17 protein-coding genes are annotated in these 15,990 nt (G+C 50.5%); 6 read left to right on the forward strand and 11 right to left on the reverse strand.

The annotated features are described in order from the left end of the window. Nucleotides 1-69: 69 nt before the first annotated feature. The gene (locus C2I18_RS06840) at nt 70-1,926 is read right to left on the reverse strand and encodes an ABC transporter substrate-binding protein (protein WP_249900511.1); all 1,857 of its coding nucleotides are present in this window, start codon (nt 1,924-1,926) and stop codon (nt 70-72) included. A gap of 147 nt (nt 1,927-2,073) precedes the next feature. Between C2I18_RS06840 and C2I18_RS06845 the strand changes: the two genes are divergently transcribed. Then, nucleotides 2,074-3,291 carry an MDR family MFS transporter gene (locus C2I18_RS06845; protein ID WP_249900512.1) on the forward strand — a complete coding sequence of 406 codons (1,218 nt, stop codon included), beginning with the start codon at nt 2,074-2,076 and terminating at the stop codon, nt 3,289-3,291. A gap of 79 nt (nt 3,292-3,370) precedes the next feature. Here C2I18_RS06845 and dnaI read toward each other — a convergent pair whose 3' ends face one another. The 3 genes from dnaI to C2I18_RS06860 all read right to left on the reverse strand — a co-directional run bounded on the left by dnaI (nt 3,371) and on the right by C2I18_RS06860 (nt 6,400). Further along, nucleotides 3,371-4,327 carry a primosomal protein DnaI gene (gene dnaI / locus C2I18_RS06850; RefSeq protein ID WP_249900513.1) on the reverse strand — a complete coding sequence of 319 codons (957 nt, stop codon included), beginning with the start codon at nt 4,325-4,327 and terminating at the stop codon, nt 3,371-3,373. A gap of 17 nt (nt 4,328-4,344) precedes the next feature. Further along, nucleotides 4,345-5,880 (reverse strand): replication initiation and membrane attachment family protein, encoded by a 1,536-nt coding sequence (locus C2I18_RS06855; protein ID WP_249900514.1) that lies wholly within the window; start codon nt 5,878-5,880, stop codon nt 4,345-4,347. 223 nt (nt 5,881-6,103) lie between these two features. After that, entirely contained in the window at nt 6,104-6,400 is a 297-nt protein-coding gene (locus C2I18_RS06860; RefSeq protein ID WP_249900515.1) for a YuiB family protein, read from the reverse strand. Nucleotides 6,401-6,706: 306 nt separating this feature from the next. Here C2I18_RS06860 and hemQ point away from each other — a divergent pair, with 306 nt between their 5' ends. Further along, nucleotides 6,707-7,465: a hydrogen peroxide-dependent heme synthase gene (gene hemQ, locus C2I18_RS06865; protein WP_249900516.1), complete on the forward strand. Its 759-nt coding sequence runs from the start codon at nt 6,707-6,709 to the stop codon at nt 7,463-7,465. Nucleotides 7,466-7,572: 107 nt separating this feature from the next. Here the strand turns inward: hemQ and C2I18_RS06870 are convergent, their stop codons facing one another. Continuing rightward, nucleotides 7,573-7,860 (reverse strand): hypothetical protein, encoded by a 288-nt coding sequence (locus tag C2I18_RS06870; protein ID WP_249900517.1) that lies wholly within the window; start codon nt 7,858-7,860, stop codon nt 7,573-7,575. A 1-nt stretch (nt 7,861) separates the two neighbouring features. Further along, complete coding sequence (locus C2I18_RS06875; RefSeq protein WP_249900518.1) at nt 7,862-9,055, reverse strand: NAD(P)/FAD-dependent oxidoreductase; 1,194 nt, start codon at nt 9,053-9,055, stop codon at nt 7,862-7,864. 326 nt (nt 9,056-9,381) lie between these two features. Between C2I18_RS06875 and C2I18_RS06880 the strand changes: the two genes are divergently transcribed. Next, nucleotides 9,382-10,356: an NAD(P)/FAD-dependent oxidoreductase gene (locus C2I18_RS06880; RefSeq protein WP_249900519.1), complete on the forward strand. Its 975-nt coding sequence runs from the start codon at nt 9,382-9,384 to the stop codon at nt 10,354-10,356. A gap of 133 nt (nt 10,357-10,489) precedes the next feature. Here C2I18_RS06880 and sda read toward each other — a convergent pair whose 3' ends face one another. Both sda and C2I18_RS06890 read right to left on the reverse strand, forming a co-directional pair. Continuing rightward, nucleotides 10,490-10,633, reverse strand: coding sequence for a sporulation histidine kinase inhibitor Sda (gene sda, locus C2I18_RS06885; protein WP_249900520.1), 144 nt, complete (start codon nt 10,631-10,633; stop codon nt 10,490-10,492). A gap of 317 nt (nt 10,634-10,950) precedes the next feature. Then, nucleotides 10,951-11,613, reverse strand: a complete 663-nt coding sequence (locus C2I18_RS06890) for a YheC/YheD family protein (RefSeq protein ID WP_249900521.1) — start codon at nt 11,611-11,613, stop codon at nt 10,951-10,953. A gap of 225 nt (nt 11,614-11,838) precedes the next feature. On the opposite strand from C2I18_RS06890, the gene C2I18_RS06895 reads away from it, so the two are divergent. Further along, nucleotides 11,839-12,048, forward strand: coding sequence for a hypothetical protein (locus C2I18_RS06895; RefSeq protein ID WP_249900522.1), 210 nt, complete (start codon nt 11,839-11,841; stop codon nt 12,046-12,048). A 75-nt stretch (nt 12,049-12,123) separates the two neighbouring features. Here the strand turns inward: C2I18_RS06895 and C2I18_RS06900 are convergent, their stop codons facing one another. Then, nucleotides 12,124-12,666 (reverse strand): GNAT family N-acetyltransferase, encoded by a 543-nt coding sequence (locus C2I18_RS06900; protein ID WP_249900523.1) that lies wholly within the window; start codon nt 12,664-12,666, stop codon nt 12,124-12,126. Between the two features lie 108 nt (nt 12,667-12,774). Further along, complete coding sequence (locus C2I18_RS06905) at nt 12,775-13,134, reverse strand: HesB/IscA family protein (RefSeq protein ID WP_249900524.1); 360 nt, start codon at nt 13,132-13,134, stop codon at nt 12,775-12,777. Nucleotides 13,135-13,468: 334 nt separating this feature from the next. Between C2I18_RS06905 and mqnE the strand changes: the two genes are divergently transcribed. Further along, nucleotides 13,469-14,575, forward strand: a complete 1,107-nt coding sequence (gene mqnE / locus C2I18_RS06910) for an aminofutalosine synthase MqnE (protein ID WP_249900525.1) — start codon at nt 13,469-13,471, stop codon at nt 14,573-14,575. A gap of 69 nt (nt 14,576-14,644) precedes the next feature. Next, nucleotides 14,645-15,706 carry an NAD(P)/FAD-dependent oxidoreductase gene (locus tag C2I18_RS06915; RefSeq protein WP_249900526.1) on the forward strand — a complete coding sequence of 354 codons (1,062 nt, stop codon included), beginning with the start codon at nt 14,645-14,647 and terminating at the stop codon, nt 15,704-15,706. Between the two features lie 23 nt (nt 15,707-15,729). Here the strand turns inward: C2I18_RS06915 and C2I18_RS06920 are convergent, their stop codons facing one another. Beyond that, entirely contained in the window at nt 15,730-15,984 is a 255-nt protein-coding gene (locus C2I18_RS06920) for a YuzB family protein (protein WP_249900527.1), read from the reverse strand. Nucleotides 15,985-15,990: the final 6 nt, after the last annotated feature.

Genomic DNA, 15,990 nt, shown 5'->3' on the forward strand with positions numbered 1-15,990 from the left:
TTAGCAAGACAGCCTCACAATCCGGGCCTTCCCTGCGGGAAGAGACCGGATTTTTTTGTATCACAATGATTAATGGACCAGCTTCCGGTGTGCACCCTGGGGATGGAACCAGATTGTATGAAAGTCAAGCCAGCCGTAGGCGTTAATGGAGACTCCCCGGACGGATTCATGGTGGGATGCATTGCTTTTCTTGTGAACGAGGAATAATACCGCAGTTGTATCCCTGAGAATCTGTTCGAGTGCGGCCAGCCCATGCTGCCTTTTCCCTTCATCCTCTTCCCTGAGTATTTGCCTGATTTGATCATTTACAGCTTCAAATGTGGGCTGATCGAAGGCGGACAACAGATAGTTTTTCTGCAGGTACATCTGAAGCTCGCTTACTTCATCATTTCCGAGCACACTGCCAAACAATCGGGCATCATGCTGTGAAGACATATACCCGCCCTCCCCCTCCTCAATACGGTCAATGACTTCAACTTCCACTTTGATCCCGTACCTTTCGGCTTGTTTCTGAATCCAGAGTGCATCCGCATAGTGAAAAGAACCCACGGCCAGCCGGAATATTTCACCGCGGTAGCCGCTTGCTGCAAGCAAGGAAATAAGCTGTGAATCATCAAGCTTCGGACTGCTTTCTGCCCCCTTAACTTGCCCGCCTTCCTGGTAGCGGAATCCGTATGCCGGATGAATGCGGTCTTCCCCCAGCTCGGATATGATGCGCTCACGGTCAATGATGTGATCAAGCACTTGCCGGAACAAAAGGCGGTTATGTACCCCCTTCTTATCCTGATTGAATACAAGCAGATTGCAGCAGGAGAACAGCGTCTCCACATCAAGCCATACACCGCCGCCGTCTCCAAGCACTTTCCGGTGTTTTTGTGAAGTATCCCCGTGTGAGGACATAACCACCGTCCAGTCAGGCTCCCCGAAATAACCCGATTCCACGCCTGAAAAAATAAGAATCTCCACACGGTCCAGATGCGGCCTGCCGCGGAAATGGGTCTGGAAGGCTTCCAGGCTGCAGATCCCTTCATCCAGCCGTACCATGCGGAAGGAACCGGTACCTACCGGCTGGAGTTCAAACTCCGCCCCTTTATTACGCATTACATCCTCAGGCACAACACTGGCTTGGACGGTACACAGAAATCTCAAAAATAAATAATTCGGTTCCTGCAGACGAATCCGTACAGTTCTGGAATCTATAGCCTCTATCCCTTCAATATCCTGAAACATCCAGCTTGCTTCATAGGCACCGGGGTTACGAAGGAAACGGTTCAGTGTAAAGATGACATCATCCGCAGTCAGCTCTCTTCCGTGATGAAACATCACCCCTTTTCTTAAATGGAAAATCCATTCGCGCGCATCCCCGCTGCATTCCCAGGAGTGGGCAATACAAGGCACCACTTTCCGTTGTTCCTGGTTATATTCCACCAGTGTATTGAACAGCTGGCCGGCCACGTGGCAATCAAAAGCATAATAGACCCGGCCCGGGTCCAGCGTAAATATTTTGCGGTACACAGGGAACTGCAGCGTATCCTGCAAGGTATTGAGCACTGTCCGCGTAGAGAAGCCCATCTGTTCAGAGAGCCAGTTCCTGAATCGCTCTTTGGTTTCATACCCTCCGAACCTGTTCATCAGCTCCATCGCCTCTGTTACATTTCCCTCTTCCATTCTGAGCTTTGATTCACGCAGCAGAATATTGTCGAAATCGCCCACCAGGGTCAGTAAAGAGGTATTTCCGCGCCCCTGGCCGGCCTGCCACTGAACAAGCCCTAACCCGCAGAGCTTCCGGATAATCAGCTTTGAATACCGCGGCGTGCAATGCCAGATCTCGGTAAGTTTAGCGACAGTGGTGTGGAAAGGCTCCTGCAGCTCATGGTCGGCAAAGTAACGGCGAAGCTCTAAAAAATGCAGTGTGGCAGTCAGCATATAGGACCTCTTTTCAAACCCGTAAAAGGTGAAGTAGTTGGGTAACATTGTACCCTTTTCGTCACCTTTTAGATAGCTATACTTAAGCAAAGCGGGATATTCCCACAAAGAATCGGCCCGGAAACCTGACAGCAAAGGATGAGCAAGATGAAGTTAAAAATGAATTTGAAGGCAGCGGACTTTCATCCGGTTGCCTGGGGTGTAATCTTGGGTACCTTTTTATCACGCACCGGCTTTTTTATGACCATTCCATTCCTTGGCATTTACCTGGGTAAAGTTAAGGGAATGGACCCGGCAACGATCGGTGCCATATTGGCGGTAAGCCTGTTCGCAGGTACCTGGGGAAGCTTTATAGGAGGTGCAGTATCCGACCGTCTCGGGCGTTATCCGGTGATGATTGTCTCCATGGGCTTGTGGAGTCTGGTTTTTGCCGGCTTCGCTTTTGCAAATGCCACCCCGGCATTTTTCATACTAAGCGGCTTGAACGGCCTGTTCCGCAGTCTGTTTGAACCTACTGCACGGGCATTACTTGCGGATGTAACCCCTGCTGAACGCCGTACAGACGTGTTCAACGCCAGATATTTTGCAATTAATGTCGGCGGAGCCATCGGTCCTTTAATTGGGCTGCAGCTCGGTATTGGGGGCACTTCGTCCATGCTGCCCTTTATGCTAAGTGCCGCTATCTACGCCCTGTACGCGGTTCTTCTGACCGGCTTCAGCTTCAGATACAAACTTCAGTCCGGGCAGAATGCGGATGCAGTTCCGGTAAGGCAAATGGTGACCATCATTTTTACCGACAGGGTGTTCCTTTACTTTCTGATCGGAAATATCTTCGTGTTCGGAGCTTATTCCCATTTGGATACGACCTTGTCCCAGTATATCGGCCATGACCGGATCGGCGTGTATTCGTATCTGTTTGTCATCAATACACTTTCAGTCATCCTGCTGCAATATCCGCTGGCGAAGCTGATGAAGCGGTTCTCGTCCATGCTTGCCTTAAAGGCCGGATGTATATTTTTCGGGCTCGGCCTGCTCGGACTCGGGACGTTTGACCATTTGTTCCTGCTCGGCTTTTCGATGGTAGTGTTTACGGTGGGTGAAATTCTCTGCTTTGTCATAGGCGATGTGCTGATCGGAGAGATTGCACCGGCACACCTGAGGGGCTCTTATTACGGGGCAAGCGGATTTGCCTTTATCGGACAGAGCCTGAGCACCTGGATAGGCGGTATGCTGCTCCAGCATCTGGGCTTTGACCAAGGCCCCCTGATATTCAGCATCCTCATGCTGCTTACCTTTATCGCCTATCCTTTCTTCTATAAAGGGCAGCAGCTGCGGGAGCAGCAGATATCCAAAGCCTCCGTATAACAACAGTTTACAGCCTGGTTAAAAAACAAACAGCGATGCTGTGGATTGATATCCCGGCATCGCTGTTTACGTATATTATCTATTTCCCCCTGCCGCGCTGATTCTCCCCATGCAGAGGGATCACTTCCACGAACGGGGCAATCCGGTCCATCAGCCGCTGTCCCTTATAGGCCTCTTCGCCGTCTTTACTGGTAAAGCTCAAGTGCTTCTCCAGCCCGTCCAGCGGATAATTGGAGGTATAGAAGGTAGGCTTGCGGTTCATGCGGTAGTTGAGGATTGCCCCCAGCACATGATCACGCGCCCACGGATTCAAATTCTCCGCCCCGATATCATCAAAAATCAGCAGATCACAGTTCTTTAGAGTATCGACAGTCTCCTTCAGCTTCTGGCCGTCCATCATAATGGATTTCAGATCCTCAATAAAATCAGGCATATAGACGATCACGCCGCTGTAACCGGCCACCGCCAGCTCGTGGAGCAGATAGCACATCAGAAAGGTTTTGCCTGTTCCGAAGGTGCCGTGCAGATAGATCCCCTGGGAAGTCAGACCCTCGTCCTTAACTCCTGTGATGTAATCAAATATTTTATTTACGGCTGAGGCCCGGCGCGGGTCCTTGCCCATAATATCCATCTCGTCATAACCGCCGTTCAGCACGCGTTCATCCACATAAAAACTGCGGATCCGTTTGCGGATGCTGTCCTGGTTGTCCTGGGCCACTTTGAGACCGCAGGCTGTCTTGCGTTCATACAGATCCGGAAAGCCATTAACCGTTTCGACTGTCAGCTTGCTGTAGTGTCCCTGAAAATCATTGGGACACCGTTCAAGGCCGGGGCAGTTCGCACAGTTGCGGGCCTCCTCAGTATATTGATACAGCCGGCTCAAGTTAATCTTCAGCCGCGACTCATCCAGCTCGGGATGCTCCGCCTGCAGCTGCTTGACCAGCGGATGATTCAGCAGATTGTGCTCAAGATCACGGGAACGCTGGCGCAGAGCGGAATTGTTCATCGAACGCAGCACATCGCCCATAGATTCCATTGCTGCACCTCACTTTCTTATGGCGTTTTGGATACGCCTTTTTTCTTGCTGGCCTTAATCTCGGCCGCCTTCTTCATCATCGCCGCGAATTCCTCTTCCGATACGGTTCCGGCACTGCCGTCATCCGCCACCATCGGAATTTCCGGCTTGGGTGACCGTCCGCCGCTCTTGGCATAGGAACGCTGGCGCGTACCGGACGCTGGCGCTGCACCCGACCCTTTGCCTTTGACCTTGGACTGGTCCCGGATATAACGTACCGCCTTCTCGTACGTGTTCACCTGCTTCACAAGCATGTTGGAGGCAATCGCCTCAACGAAATTGCGGTTCATCCGCTGTTCGCCGCCGGAGGCCACCATGGTCATCAGATAGTGAATCAGCACATTGATGACTTCACCGCTTAATTTATAGTTCAGATCGATTTTCTCGAAGATATCCATCAGCTGACCCGGAACAGCTCCCGGAAAAAAAGTCTGGAGCAGCCGTGTATAAGGCTCGTTCCGCAGCATCATATTATATTGGTGTATATCGCATTTGCTGAGGAACTGCGGCGGAACCTCCACATAATATTCCATCTCGACGGATTGCTCCGGCGGAGCAATGGCTTCATCTTCTCCGCTGGCGGCAGAGCGCAGGGCTACGACTTTGGCTGCGGCAATCTCCCGCTTCTCCTGGCGCTTCATATCCTGGCGGAAATGCTGGCTGGCCTTATACTGCAGCGCGTCCAGAATCACCTCGCCATCCGGCGTGAATACCCCGTCCTCATCAAGCAGGCGGCATAAATCCTGCGGACTCAGCTCGTACTTATGCGCTACATAATTAATTATGCCCATCTGGGCATGATCAAAGCGCAGCTTCTCGACATGCATCCGGTTGACCGATTCCCGCGGAAAACGCAGGATAATGTCACTGTAGCCGATAGCCGGCTCACTTTTCTCGTGCATACCCGGCTGACGGACAGTCGCCACTTCGGCCAATGCCTGCTCCAGCTCATAATCTATAACATGTGTATTTAATTGAAAGATATCATAAAAGGGCAGTGAAATATTCTCTTTGCCGATCGACTGGCGGCTCCATTCCTCCGGTTCCCGGTTCCAGAACTGCTCGCGCAGCGACAGCACGGCGAATTTGCCGATCTTGTCACGCAGCAGCAGCGTCAAATGCTGGGTTGCAAAAAAATCAGCCGGCGAAAGCGGCGGCAGCAGTTCGTACTCATACATATAATCATCGGATTCCGCAGCATAGATCCGGCAGGTCTGGAGCAGTCCCACCGCCTCAAGCCGGGAAGCCTGATCCACTAAATATTTACGGCCCTTCTCATTCGGTTCCACTCCCAGTGTCATAAACAGCCTGCGCTGCTGCTCCACATCGGAGTAGCCGATGGCCTCGGCCGGAATATGCTCGAACAGCAGCCTGTACAAACTGATAGCAAAAGCCCCGACCATCGGCTGGTATACGGAGCTGAGCATACGGCTGTCTACACTACTCAAACCGAATTCGCGGGAAACACAGTACCGGTGATGTTCGGTGAAATGATGCAGGTTGCTCATGCGCATCTGCGGATACTTCCCCCTCTTTTATACGAATTCATATAGATTTCTATTCTATCACAAAACACCACGCCGGAAATGTAAAAAAAGAACCAAATAAGGCGCTTTTCGCCGCAAAACAGGCCCCATCTTAGCACTTGCTGGCGATAGCTGTCCAAAAAGAAAAAAAACGGCTTTGTCCTCATTATGCAAGGAAAGCAGCCGTTTCTTATATCTAAAACGCATGTAATCAAAACATTTTGTAGCCGCCCAGCCGCAGCTTCTGGATGGTCCAGCCGCTGAGCACAGCGCCCGCCAGCCCGGCGATACCGGTAAGATAATCCACCAGATGAAAGGTCGTCAGATGCTGCCACAGCGTCATGGCGCTCCGGTCCCAGATCGAATAGACCACAACAGGCAGAATGACAATTACAAACAGGTAGGCAGGAAACCAGGTGGTCTTCATCAACATATTGAGGATAAAACCGATGCCGAACATCATCACGAAGAACAAAACGGCCAAGACAAACACAGGAATAAATCCCATGAAACTGCCATCCCCTCTCTCTATAAAGAACCGCACACCAAGCCTTAATTAATAGTAAGTTTACTAGAAAAATTGTAACGAAGCAATGAACTTTATTGTTACGAAAAGGCTTTCTCCGTGAAAACAGGGGGTGTGCGTTTGCTCTCTCCCATCACCTTGCGATACAATGCAAATAGATCACACGATCGTTACATATAAGCATATGTTTGCGATACAGATTTTACGCGGTTTATTTCTGACGGAGCCCACGCTTCGTGCAACTAAGCGCAGGATTCCGATGCAAGTAAAACTTTAAGGAGTGAGAACATGAACGAAGCCGCTTTGACGCTGGAAGGCTGGTATGCCCTGCATGACTTCCGCTCGCTGAACTGGACAGCCTGGACGGCTGCCGATGACGAGGAACGTGCTGTAGCCCTGGAGGAATTGCATGCTTTTATGCAGGAATGGGGACCGGTGGAGGAAGCCAAGCAAGGAAGCTCGGCAGTATACGCTATCGTCGGCCAGAAGGCTGATTTCGTGATGATGTTCCTGCGCGAAAGCCTGGAAGCACTGAATGCACTTGAAACTGCCTTTAACAAAATCGCGTTTGCCCAATATACGACCAAAGCCTACTCTTATGTAAGTATTGTTGAGCTCAGCAATTACGCTGCGGGCGGCAGCGCGGGAGACGGCAGCGATCCGATGCAGAATCCGCATGTAGCAGCACGGCTCAAGCCGGTTTTGCCGCAAGCCAAGCATATCTGCTTCTACCCGATGAACAAGAAGCGCGAGCTTGCCGACAACTGGTACATGCTCGATATGGAGAAACGGCGGGAGCTGATGTATTCCCACGGGCTGATCGGCCGCGGCTATGCCGGCAAGGTGAAGCAGATCATTACCGGTTCCGTCGGCTTTGACGATTGGGAATGGGGCGTAACCCTGTTCGCTGAAGATGCGCTGCAGTTCAAGAAGCTGGTCTATGAAATGCGTTTTGATGAAGTCAGCGCCCGTTACGGCGAATTCGGTCCTTTCTATGTCGGCAATCTGCTGACTCCGGAGACCTTTGAAGAAATGCTTAAATTGTAATAACCCCCCAAGCGGGGCTTTCCTTACGAGCTTACGCTGATTGTCAAAAAAGGGTGTGTCCTCTGTTGAACAGAAGACACACCCTTTTGTATATTCCATTAACCGGCTCACACTGTGGAGCCGTTACGTTCATCCTCATCTTCCTCATCATCATCCATATCGATTGTCCGCAGGCTTTCCAGATATTCCGCCGTGGCCCGGTCACGGGCCCGGCTCTTATCCTTCAGGCGTTCAATCGCCGGGAGAATGAGCACATCAATTTCCTTTTGGATTATGTAAGCCAGATCGTATTTGTTCTGATCCTCCAGGTAGGAGCCTACCTCGATCAACCCGTTGTACCGGTCCAGCTCTTCACGTGTCAGCAGTCCGCGAACTTGTACACTGCAGTGGCGCATCTTAAAGGAATCTTCCTTTTTTGAGTACAAGCGATATGCCGCCGATGATGAACAGGTAGCGCATATCCACGAGCTTCTTGAGCTGGGCTGCCGTCCAGCCTTTGTAGGTCTTGTCACCGACAACGGCAATGCCTTGTCCTTTACCGAGTGAAGCGACAGTACCTTTGTTGCTGAAGGCAAATTTCTTCGGCTGCTGGCCGCGGATCGCAGCTACAAGATTATGCGCACAGCATTCGCCCTGCTGCATGGCAATCTGGGCTGTCGGCGGATAAGGACGGCCCTCCGGATTAATCATCAGGGACCCGTCACCGATAATGAAGATATTCTCATGTCCAGGAGCATGCAAATAATCATCCACCTTCACACGTCCGCGCATAGCTTCAAAGCCTGCCGCTTCAATCAGACGGTTGCCCCGGATTCCGCCGGTCCAGACAATCGTGGAAGCCTTGATCTCTTCCCCTGTCGCCAGAATAACACCGCCCGGCAGGCACTCCTTGATCGCCACTCCCATCTTGAAGGTTACACCCTTCTTGGAGAGCACGGTCATGGCATGCTCTACCAGCTCGGGAGCAAAGCCCGGCAGTGCTGTAGGTGCAGCTTCAATATTGTAGATATTAACCATACCCGGATCCACATCATATTCTTTGCACAGGGCCGGAATGCGGTCAGCCAGCTCGGCTACGAACTCAATGCCGCTGAAGCCCGCGCCGCCGACGACGAAATTGATATGCTCCTGCGCGCTGTTCTCATTCTTGTATTTGGCAAATTGATATTCAATATGTTCACGGATCAGACGGACGGAATTAATGCTGCGGATGGTAAGCGCGTATTTATCAAGTCCCGGAATGCCGAAGGTTTCCGGCTCGCCGCCCAGTGCAATTACAAGATAATCATAAGATAATGTACCGTCTTCAAGGATTACTTTTTTCTGTTGGGTACGGATTTCCTGCACGGAAGATTTCACAAGATCAATCTTGAATTCATCAATCAGCTTGGAAATAGAGACGCGTGTATGTTCAATGCTGTCTGTTCCCGCAGCGGGCATATGCAGGTGTGTGGTGAAATAGTGGTACTCATGGCGGTTAACCAGCGTTACATCCGCTTCATTATAGTTCAAAGCTTTCTGCAGCCGCTGGGCGGTCAAAATACCTCCATATCCCGCGCCTAGGATAACAATTTTGGGAATACTGCTCATGTTCCGGCTCCTTCCAACAGGTAAATCTGTCTATGTGTTATTTTTTGTCAAAAAGTTCATGTTCTTTTGTGAATTTATACACTTAAATTCAGAAGAATTTCCAATTAAACTTAAAGGATTACTAAAATAATCATATCCATTGTAAACCTTAGTATCGTATTAATCAAATATAATCATACAACAAAATGTCACATTTTTCGGCCTGCTCAAAGCCTTTGCAGGTCGCTCTTACTATGTTTATAATGAGTAGGTATACACAAGTATGGCAAATTGAATATATCAACTCGGAGGTGTAATAATACGTGACACTAGAGCAATCCGTACCTATGAGCGATCTGCTTATTATAGGTGGAGGGCCGGCCGGCATGTTCGCCGCTTTTTATGGCGGGATGCGCCAGGCATCGGTAACACTTATTGAAAGTATGCCCCAGCTGGGGGGGCAGCTCGCTGCTCTTTATCCTGAAAAATATATCTACGACGTAGCCGGATTCCCCAAAGTGACCGCACAGGAGCTGGTGGATAACCTCTCCCGGCAAATGGACCTGTTCCAGTCTGATATCCGGCTGGAAGAGAAGGTTGTATCCGTTGAGAAGCGGGATGAACGCCATTTCGTCGTGACTACCGATAAAGCGGAGTACCACAGTAAAGCGGTAATTATTACTGCAGGCGTAGGCGCCTTTGAACCACGCCGTCTGGAGCTGCCTGAAGCACCGCGGTTTGAGAAGGCGAACCTGCATTACTTTGTAAATGATCTCAATGCCTTCAAGGACAAAAAAGTGCTGATCAGCGGCGGAGGCGACTCTGCAGTGGATTGGGCGCTGATGCTGGAGCCGATCGCAGAGCAGGTAACACTGATTCACCGCCGCGATAAGTTCCGCGCACATGAGCACAGTGTAGAGAAGCTGATGGCTTCCAAGGTAAATGTGATTACCCCTACGGAGATTACCGAACTGCACGGGGAAGAATTCATTACCAAGGTAACCCTGTCGCATATCAAAACCAAAGAAACCCAGGAGATCGAAGTGGACAGTGTCATCGTCAATTTCGGCTTCGTGTCCTCGCTTGGACCAATTGCACAGTGGGGCATTGAGATTGAGAGCAATTCCATTGTCGTGGATTCACGTATGGAAACAAGTATTCCGGGAATTTTCGCCGCCGGCGATATTACCACTTATCCGGGCAAGCTGAAGCTGATCGCTGTCGGATTCGGGGAAGCGCCTACCGCTGTGAACAACGCCAAGGTGTATATTGACCCTGATGCCAAGCTGTCACCGGGACATAGCAGTAACCTCAAGCTCTAAAGCTTAAACACCCATACTTAAGCATAATAAAAGGGTATCCTTCAGTTGATTCACATCAACCCGGAGGATACCCTATTTGTGTGCCGCTTGCGGTTTCAAGGTAAGCAGCTGCTGCGAATGTAATCTCTGTTCTTTAATGAAGAACCGCATGTTCTGGAGAGTGTAAGTTCCGTTTGCGAATTTCAGCGAGGAGCAGAGCGATGAAATCATGCTCCAGTTGCAGCTCAATTGCTCTATGGTAAGAGTCAAGCAGCATCTCATCCGACAATTCAACCATAACGTTCACCTACCTTTCCTTTATTTGGATCTGAATCTATCATATCAAACTATCATTAATCGAACAAGCGTTCTTAGTATCCACAAGCTGCTGTGGAAATCCTGTGCACAAAATGTGAGTAAGGGCTCTGAGTGGCTAAATTCCGCAGTGGAGTGTGGGGATAATAGTTATACACAGGGCCGGACCGCCAAAATTCAGTGAAAAAAATTTTTCAAACGTTCACACATATTAACATTATTTACCTCAATTCTGGCATAACTAAACGCTATTCTAGCGCATTAATATATTTATCGTCAATTCTTTAAAGATTAATTAATTTATTTTGGTCTCGTATTCACTTCCAGTATCCAAATCCTTCCCGCCTGGTCCACAGCATAATCAAAACCAAGCTCACCGATGCCCGGAAAACGCCGCTCCATCAGTTCTATGCATGTTATAGTCAGACGGCGCATCTCCGCTTTTTTGGCAGATGTTTTAACAGATGGAAGAGATCCTCTAAGCCCTTGGCGGCAGCTGAGAATCGTTCCCCCTTTGCACAAATTCGTTACGAACAAGCCGGGGCGGGCCAGCCGTCCCACCATTGAGCGGAACTCCCAGCGCGGACCGTTCTTGACTACTTTTACACGGTAATCTATGGGGCGTCCGTTAATGCGCGCCAGTGAAATCCCCTGCTGGATTAAATATTTCCGTCTGACCTTTGCCCGTTCAAGCGACCGCCTCATTGCCGGAAAACTGCTGTATACCCGTGTTCTGTCCATATAAGTAAAGCCGTATCCCCGCTGGTCCCGGAACACCTTGATGACCCCGTAACCCCCGCCGCCGACAACCGGTTTGATCACTACATTCCCGTATCTTTTCAGCATTTTGAGCAATCCGGCAGCACTGTACTCCATCGTTCTCGGAATGTAACCGGCAATCCGTGCATCGCTAAGCAGCGCCTCGGTTTTCAGCCATTTGCTGGCCAGTTGTCTTCCCGCCATTTGCCTCCCTCTCCTTTCGCAATCCCAGCCTACTACCCTATAGATTACTCAGAAAAGGTTCTGCCCTCTTGTATGATTGTCCGTGTAAGAATGCGTTCACAGCAAAAAAGGGCATATGGCTCCGGGCCTTATGTCCTGATAAAATCCTATTGACCGGCGCTTCCCGGAAACCGCTGGAAAAAGCTTAAAATTCATTGTATTATATCTGCAAAAGGAGGTCTGGACATGGCACAGTTATTCGAGGTTCTGTATTGGGTCGCTATGATTGGAATGTCTGTTGTTCTAGCCGGCACCACGATTCTGGTGTGCGCACTGGGGTTCAAATTCATCAAAGACCGCCGCAGAGTCCTCGGCGCGAGCTGTATCGCCTTTTCCCTGGGAGCCGCCGCCCTGGTTGTCTTCATGATCAACTATAAGTTCATACTCGCAGCCTGACTGCCGGATGCCTTCGCAGAGATGCTACTATACTCTATGAAAAAAGCGGCACCCGGCTTGTGCAGATAGACAGCTTCATTCGCTGAAATCCTTTTTATACTCTTGCTCAAGTATCGAATACTGGCAGGAGTCATGCCATTTTCCCTTATGCCACTTATGCTCTCTGAGATGGCCCTCAAAGGTCATTCCGGCTTTTTGCATGACTCTGGCAGAGGCTTTATTCCCCGGCCGGCAGGTCGCGTAGATTCTGTGCAGGCCCAGATCTTCGAATCCGAAGGCAATCAGCCTGGCAGCCGCCTCAGCCGCAAACCCCTTCCCCCAATATTCCCGGTGAAAACAATACCCGATCTCCCCCTGGCGGGGAGGTGAAATATGTATTCCGCAGCCGCCGATCAGCACACCGCCGGCCCGCAAAACTACGGCGAACTCGAAGCCTTCACGCGGGATCTTCTGCTGCATGTCTATAACATAATTATTGTAGCTTTTCGTTTCTTCTTCCGAATTCGGTCCCCAAATCATATGCTCCGCTACAGCCGGATCTGATGCATAGCTGTGAACAGCGGGGAAATCTTCAGGCACAAACTCCCGGATCAGCAGCCGCTCTGTTTCAAATAACATGGTTAAACTCCCTTCCTTCATGCACCAAATTCCTCTTAGCAAAAAAACCTCCAGAATGTACACCATTCAAGAGGTTCAAAATGCAATTTGCAGTTCACTGATTAAGTTTTAGCAAGGCTCCGCGCTCGGATTCCCCGCTTCTTCCTTCGTACGGAACGAAGATCCGCAGCCGCAGGTAACCGTTGCGTTCGGGTTGTGGATGGTGAAGCCTCCGGTCATGCCGGATTCCTCGAAGTCGATCTCCAGGCCGTTAAGGTAGCGGATATCGTCTTTGGTGACAACGACCTTGAGGCCCTCTACATCCATATATACATCTTGATCAGATTCGTTATCGTCAAAGCCCATTGCATATGAGAATCCGCTGCAGCCCCCGGCTGTCACACCAAGGCGCAGGAACATATTCGGCACTTCCTGTTCAGCCAGCATCGCTTTTAATTGTCCTGCCGCTGTTTCACTGATTGTAATCATGTGCTTAACCTCCTTAAAATGGTAGTGCTATAGCAGCCTTCCGGCCAAAAGTAATGTTCTATATAAAATCAAGTATACTCCACTATGCCTTCACCCTCAAGTCATAACTGTACTGCAATAGGAGATATGCAGACTGGGCATATCCTCCCGCCTGTATGGATGTTGCTCACCTTTGGAGAGAGGTTTATAATAAAGCGAAAGCAGTAAAATTCAGAAATTTGTCACGGAGGCCGTACCGCCTCTATTTTTTATGCTGGACAGCTGCATTTATATCATTGCGGTAAAGTTATAAGCGGGTGTACGCACACCGCCAACCGCTTCAGGAGGATATCATATGTCTACTCTTATTACGCCTCACACAGATGCCAGAATGGCGAACATCATCGAGAAGGTTCGCGGCGGAGAACGATTGAATCTGGAAGACGGTGTCTACCTGTATGAGAGCAACGATTTGCTCACGATCGGACAGCTGGCCAATGAAGTGAACCAGCGCAAGAATGGAAACAAGGTGTATTTTATCGAGAATATGAGCCTGTATTTCACCAATGTCTGCGAATCCCGCTGCGCATTCTGCAATTTCCGCAAGGATGACGGGGAAGAAGGCGCATATACCCTTTCCGGTCCGGAGATGGTGCAGTATGTTGAACAGCATATTCATCCGGGTGTGCGCGAGTTCCATATTGTCGGCGGCCATAATGATAAGGTTCCCTTCCAGTATTATGTTGATTCATTAAAAGCCTTGAACGAACGGTTCCCGGAAGTGACTCTGAAGGCCTACACTGCGGCTGAGATTGATTTCTTCACCCGGATCAGCGGCTTGAGCATCCGTGAAGTGCTGGAAGCACTGCGTGCTGCAGGACTCCAGTCACTGACCGGAGGCGGGGCAGAAATTCTGTCCGACCAGTACCGCAAAAAAATGCGTGTCGACAAAGCCAACGTGGAGGAATATCTCGAAGTTCACCGGGTTGCGCACCAGCTGGGGATGAAGACACACACCACCATGCTGTACGGATCGATCGAATCCCGCGAGGACCGTATCCGTCATATGCTGCAGATCCGCGAACTGCAGGATGAAACAGGCGGCTTTATGGTATTCATCCCGCTGTCGATGCAGCCGAAGAACAAAAATGCCGGAATTATGCGCCGCAACTCCGCTTATGAGGATCTCAAAACCATTGCGGTCAGCCGATTAATGCTGGACAATTTCGACCATATTAAGGCTTACTTCATTAATATAGGTGCACAGCTGACCCAGGTCGCCCTCAGCTTCGGGGCATCCGATGTCCATGGCACAATTCTTAAAGAACGGATCAGCCATGCGGCAGGCGCATTAACACCGGAAGGGCTGACACGTGAAGAGCTGATCTGGCTCGTCAAGGGCGCCGGCAAAATTCCGGTGGAACGCGATACCTTCTATAACGAAATCAAGGTATACGAGTAACTGGTGCAGTCGGACCGTTAAGAATGTGAATCATATCATTGAGCTGTACTCGAAAGGAAGATTGGTCATATGAGAACACTGCTTGTACTAGGAGGCGGCTATGGCGGCCTCGCTCTAATTCAGGAATTGCTCAAGAACCATCTCCCCCATGATGTAGAGATCGTTTTAATTGATCGCATGCCTTACCAGGGAATCAAAACAGAGTACTATGCGCTGGCCGCAGGTACTGTAACCGATTATCATCTGCGCATCCAGTTTCCGGTACATCCGCGGCTGACCGTCCGTTACGGAGAAGTGGGCTCTATTGATTTAGAGAGCAGAATTGTATTCATGGACAGCGGAGAGCCGGTTTCTTATGATATTTTGGCGATTGCATTAGGATGTACGGATAATTATCACGGCATACCGGGAGCCGAAGAACACAGCTGCAGTATCCAGACTTTTTCTGCTACGCGTGAAACCTACCGCCGCCTGAACGACGTGAAGCCTTATGGAAGTGTCAATATCGTGGGCGGGGGTCTAAGCGGAGTGGAAATGGCTGCCGAACTGCGGGAGAGCCGTCCGGACCTGAACATATCGATTCTCGACCGCGGGGAACGGGTACTGTCTGCTTTTCCGGCGAAGCTGTCCCGGTATGTCGAAGAATGGTTCAGCGAGCATCATGTGGAGACACTCAGCCGCATCTCTGTCTCCCATGTAGAGAAGGATGCCGTGTATAACGGCACGGAAGCTATTCCTGCCGATGTAACGGTATGGACGGCGGGAATCCAGCCTGTGCAGGTCGTTCAGCAGCTGGAGCTGCCGAAAGACCGCGGCGGCCGGGTCATTCTGGGACAATATTATAATGTACCGGATTATCCCGAGGTCTATGTGATCGGGGACTGCGCCAGCCTGCCGTTTGCGCCCAGCGCACAAGCTGCAGGAGCGCAGGGCGAGCAGGTAGCCCATATTCTTCATGCATTATGGCGTGATGAAACGCCGAAGCTGCATGCGATCAAGCTGAAAGGGACGCTGGGATCGCTCGGCAAAAACGCCGGATTCGGACTTATGGGCCGGCGTTCTGTCATGGGGCGTGTTCCACGCCTGCTCAAGAGCGGCGTACTCTGGATGTCCAAACGTCATTTCGGGTAGGAACGCTTGAGCAGCGCAGCGGGCTAATCGATTTCCAGATTGGCCCAAGCCTCCTGCTCCTTAATCGCGGCTTCGACCGCTGCTTCCAGTTCTTCGGGGGTATCGGCTGTAATAATCTCACCGTCGACCATGACGAACGGCTGCAGGTAGCATTCACCGCAGTTGTTCAGACAGCCATATTCAACGACGTCGTAATCCGGGTTTTGTTCCAGCTTATTTTTGAGCTGTTCCGTGCCGTGTCCGATGTTGCTGGCACAAAATTCAATAATTGGTCGCATGTTGTT

It is taken from the genome of Paenibacillus sp. PK3_47 (assembly GCF_023520895.1).
Classification (GTDB): domain Bacteria; phylum Bacillota; class Bacilli; order Paenibacillales; family Paenibacillaceae; genus Paenibacillus_AQ.

What these genes read in the sequence shown, in the direction of transcription:
- C2I18_RS06915 (WP_249900526.1), top strand. Translation starts at nt 14,645, where the DNA reads ATGAGAACACTGCTTGTACTAGGAGGCGGCTATGGCGGCCTCGCTCTA.
- mqnE (WP_249900525.1), top strand. Translation starts at nt 13,469, where the DNA reads ATGTCTACTCTTATTACGCCTCACACAGATGCCAGAATGGCGAACATC.
- C2I18_RS06870 (WP_249900517.1), bottom strand. Translation starts at nt 7,860, where the DNA reads ATGCGCCACTGCAGTGTACAAGTTCGCGGACTGCTGACACGTGAAGAG.
- C2I18_RS06840 (WP_249900511.1), bottom strand. Translation starts at nt 1,926, where the DNA reads ATGCTGACTGCCACACTGCATTTTTTAGAGCTTCGCCGTTACTTTGCC.
- C2I18_RS06895 (WP_249900522.1), top strand. Translation starts at nt 11,839, where the DNA reads ATGGCACAGTTATTCGAGGTTCTGTATTGGGTCGCTATGATTGGAATG.
- dnaI (WP_249900513.1), bottom strand. Translation starts at nt 4,327, where the DNA reads ATGGAATCTATGGGCGATGTGCTGCGTTCGATGAACAATTCCGCTCTG.
- C2I18_RS06880 (WP_249900519.1), top strand. Translation starts at nt 9,382, where the DNA reads ATGAGCGATCTGCTTATTATAGGTGGAGGGCCGGCCGGCATGTTCGCC.
- C2I18_RS06845 (WP_249900512.1), top strand. Translation starts at nt 2,074, where the DNA reads ATGAAGTTAAAAATGAATTTGAAGGCAGCGGACTTTCATCCGGTTGCC.
- C2I18_RS06920 (WP_249900527.1), bottom strand. Translation starts at nt 15,984, where the DNA reads ATGCGACCAATTATTGAATTTTGTGCCAGCAACATCGGACACGGCACG.
- sda (WP_249900520.1), bottom strand. Translation starts at nt 10,633, where the DNA reads ATGGTTGAATTGTCGGATGAGATGCTGCTTGACTCTTACCATAGAGCA.
- hemQ (WP_249900516.1), top strand. Translation starts at nt 6,707, where the DNA reads ATGAACGAAGCCGCTTTGACGCTGGAAGGCTGGTATGCCCTGCATGAC.
- C2I18_RS06890 (WP_249900521.1), bottom strand. Translation starts at nt 11,613, where the DNA reads ATGGCGGGAAGACAACTGGCCAGCAAATGGCTGAAAACCGAGGCGCTG.
- C2I18_RS06855 (WP_249900514.1), bottom strand. Translation starts at nt 5,880, where the DNA reads ATGCGCATGAGCAACCTGCATCATTTCACCGAACATCACCGGTACTGT.
- C2I18_RS06900 (WP_249900523.1), bottom strand. Translation starts at nt 12,666, where the DNA reads ATGTTATTTGAAACAGAGCGGCTGCTGATCCGGGAGTTTGTGCCTGAA.
- C2I18_RS06860 (WP_249900515.1), bottom strand. Translation starts at nt 6,400, where the DNA reads ATGGGATTTATTCCTGTGTTTGTCTTGGCCGTTTTGTTCTTCGTGATG.
- C2I18_RS06875 (WP_249900518.1), bottom strand. Translation starts at nt 9,055, where the DNA reads ATGAGCAGTATTCCCAAAATTGTTATCCTAGGCGCGGGATATGGAGGT.
- C2I18_RS06905 (WP_249900524.1), bottom strand. Translation starts at nt 13,134, where the DNA reads ATGATTACAATCAGTGAAACAGCGGCAGGACAATTAAAAGCGATGCTG.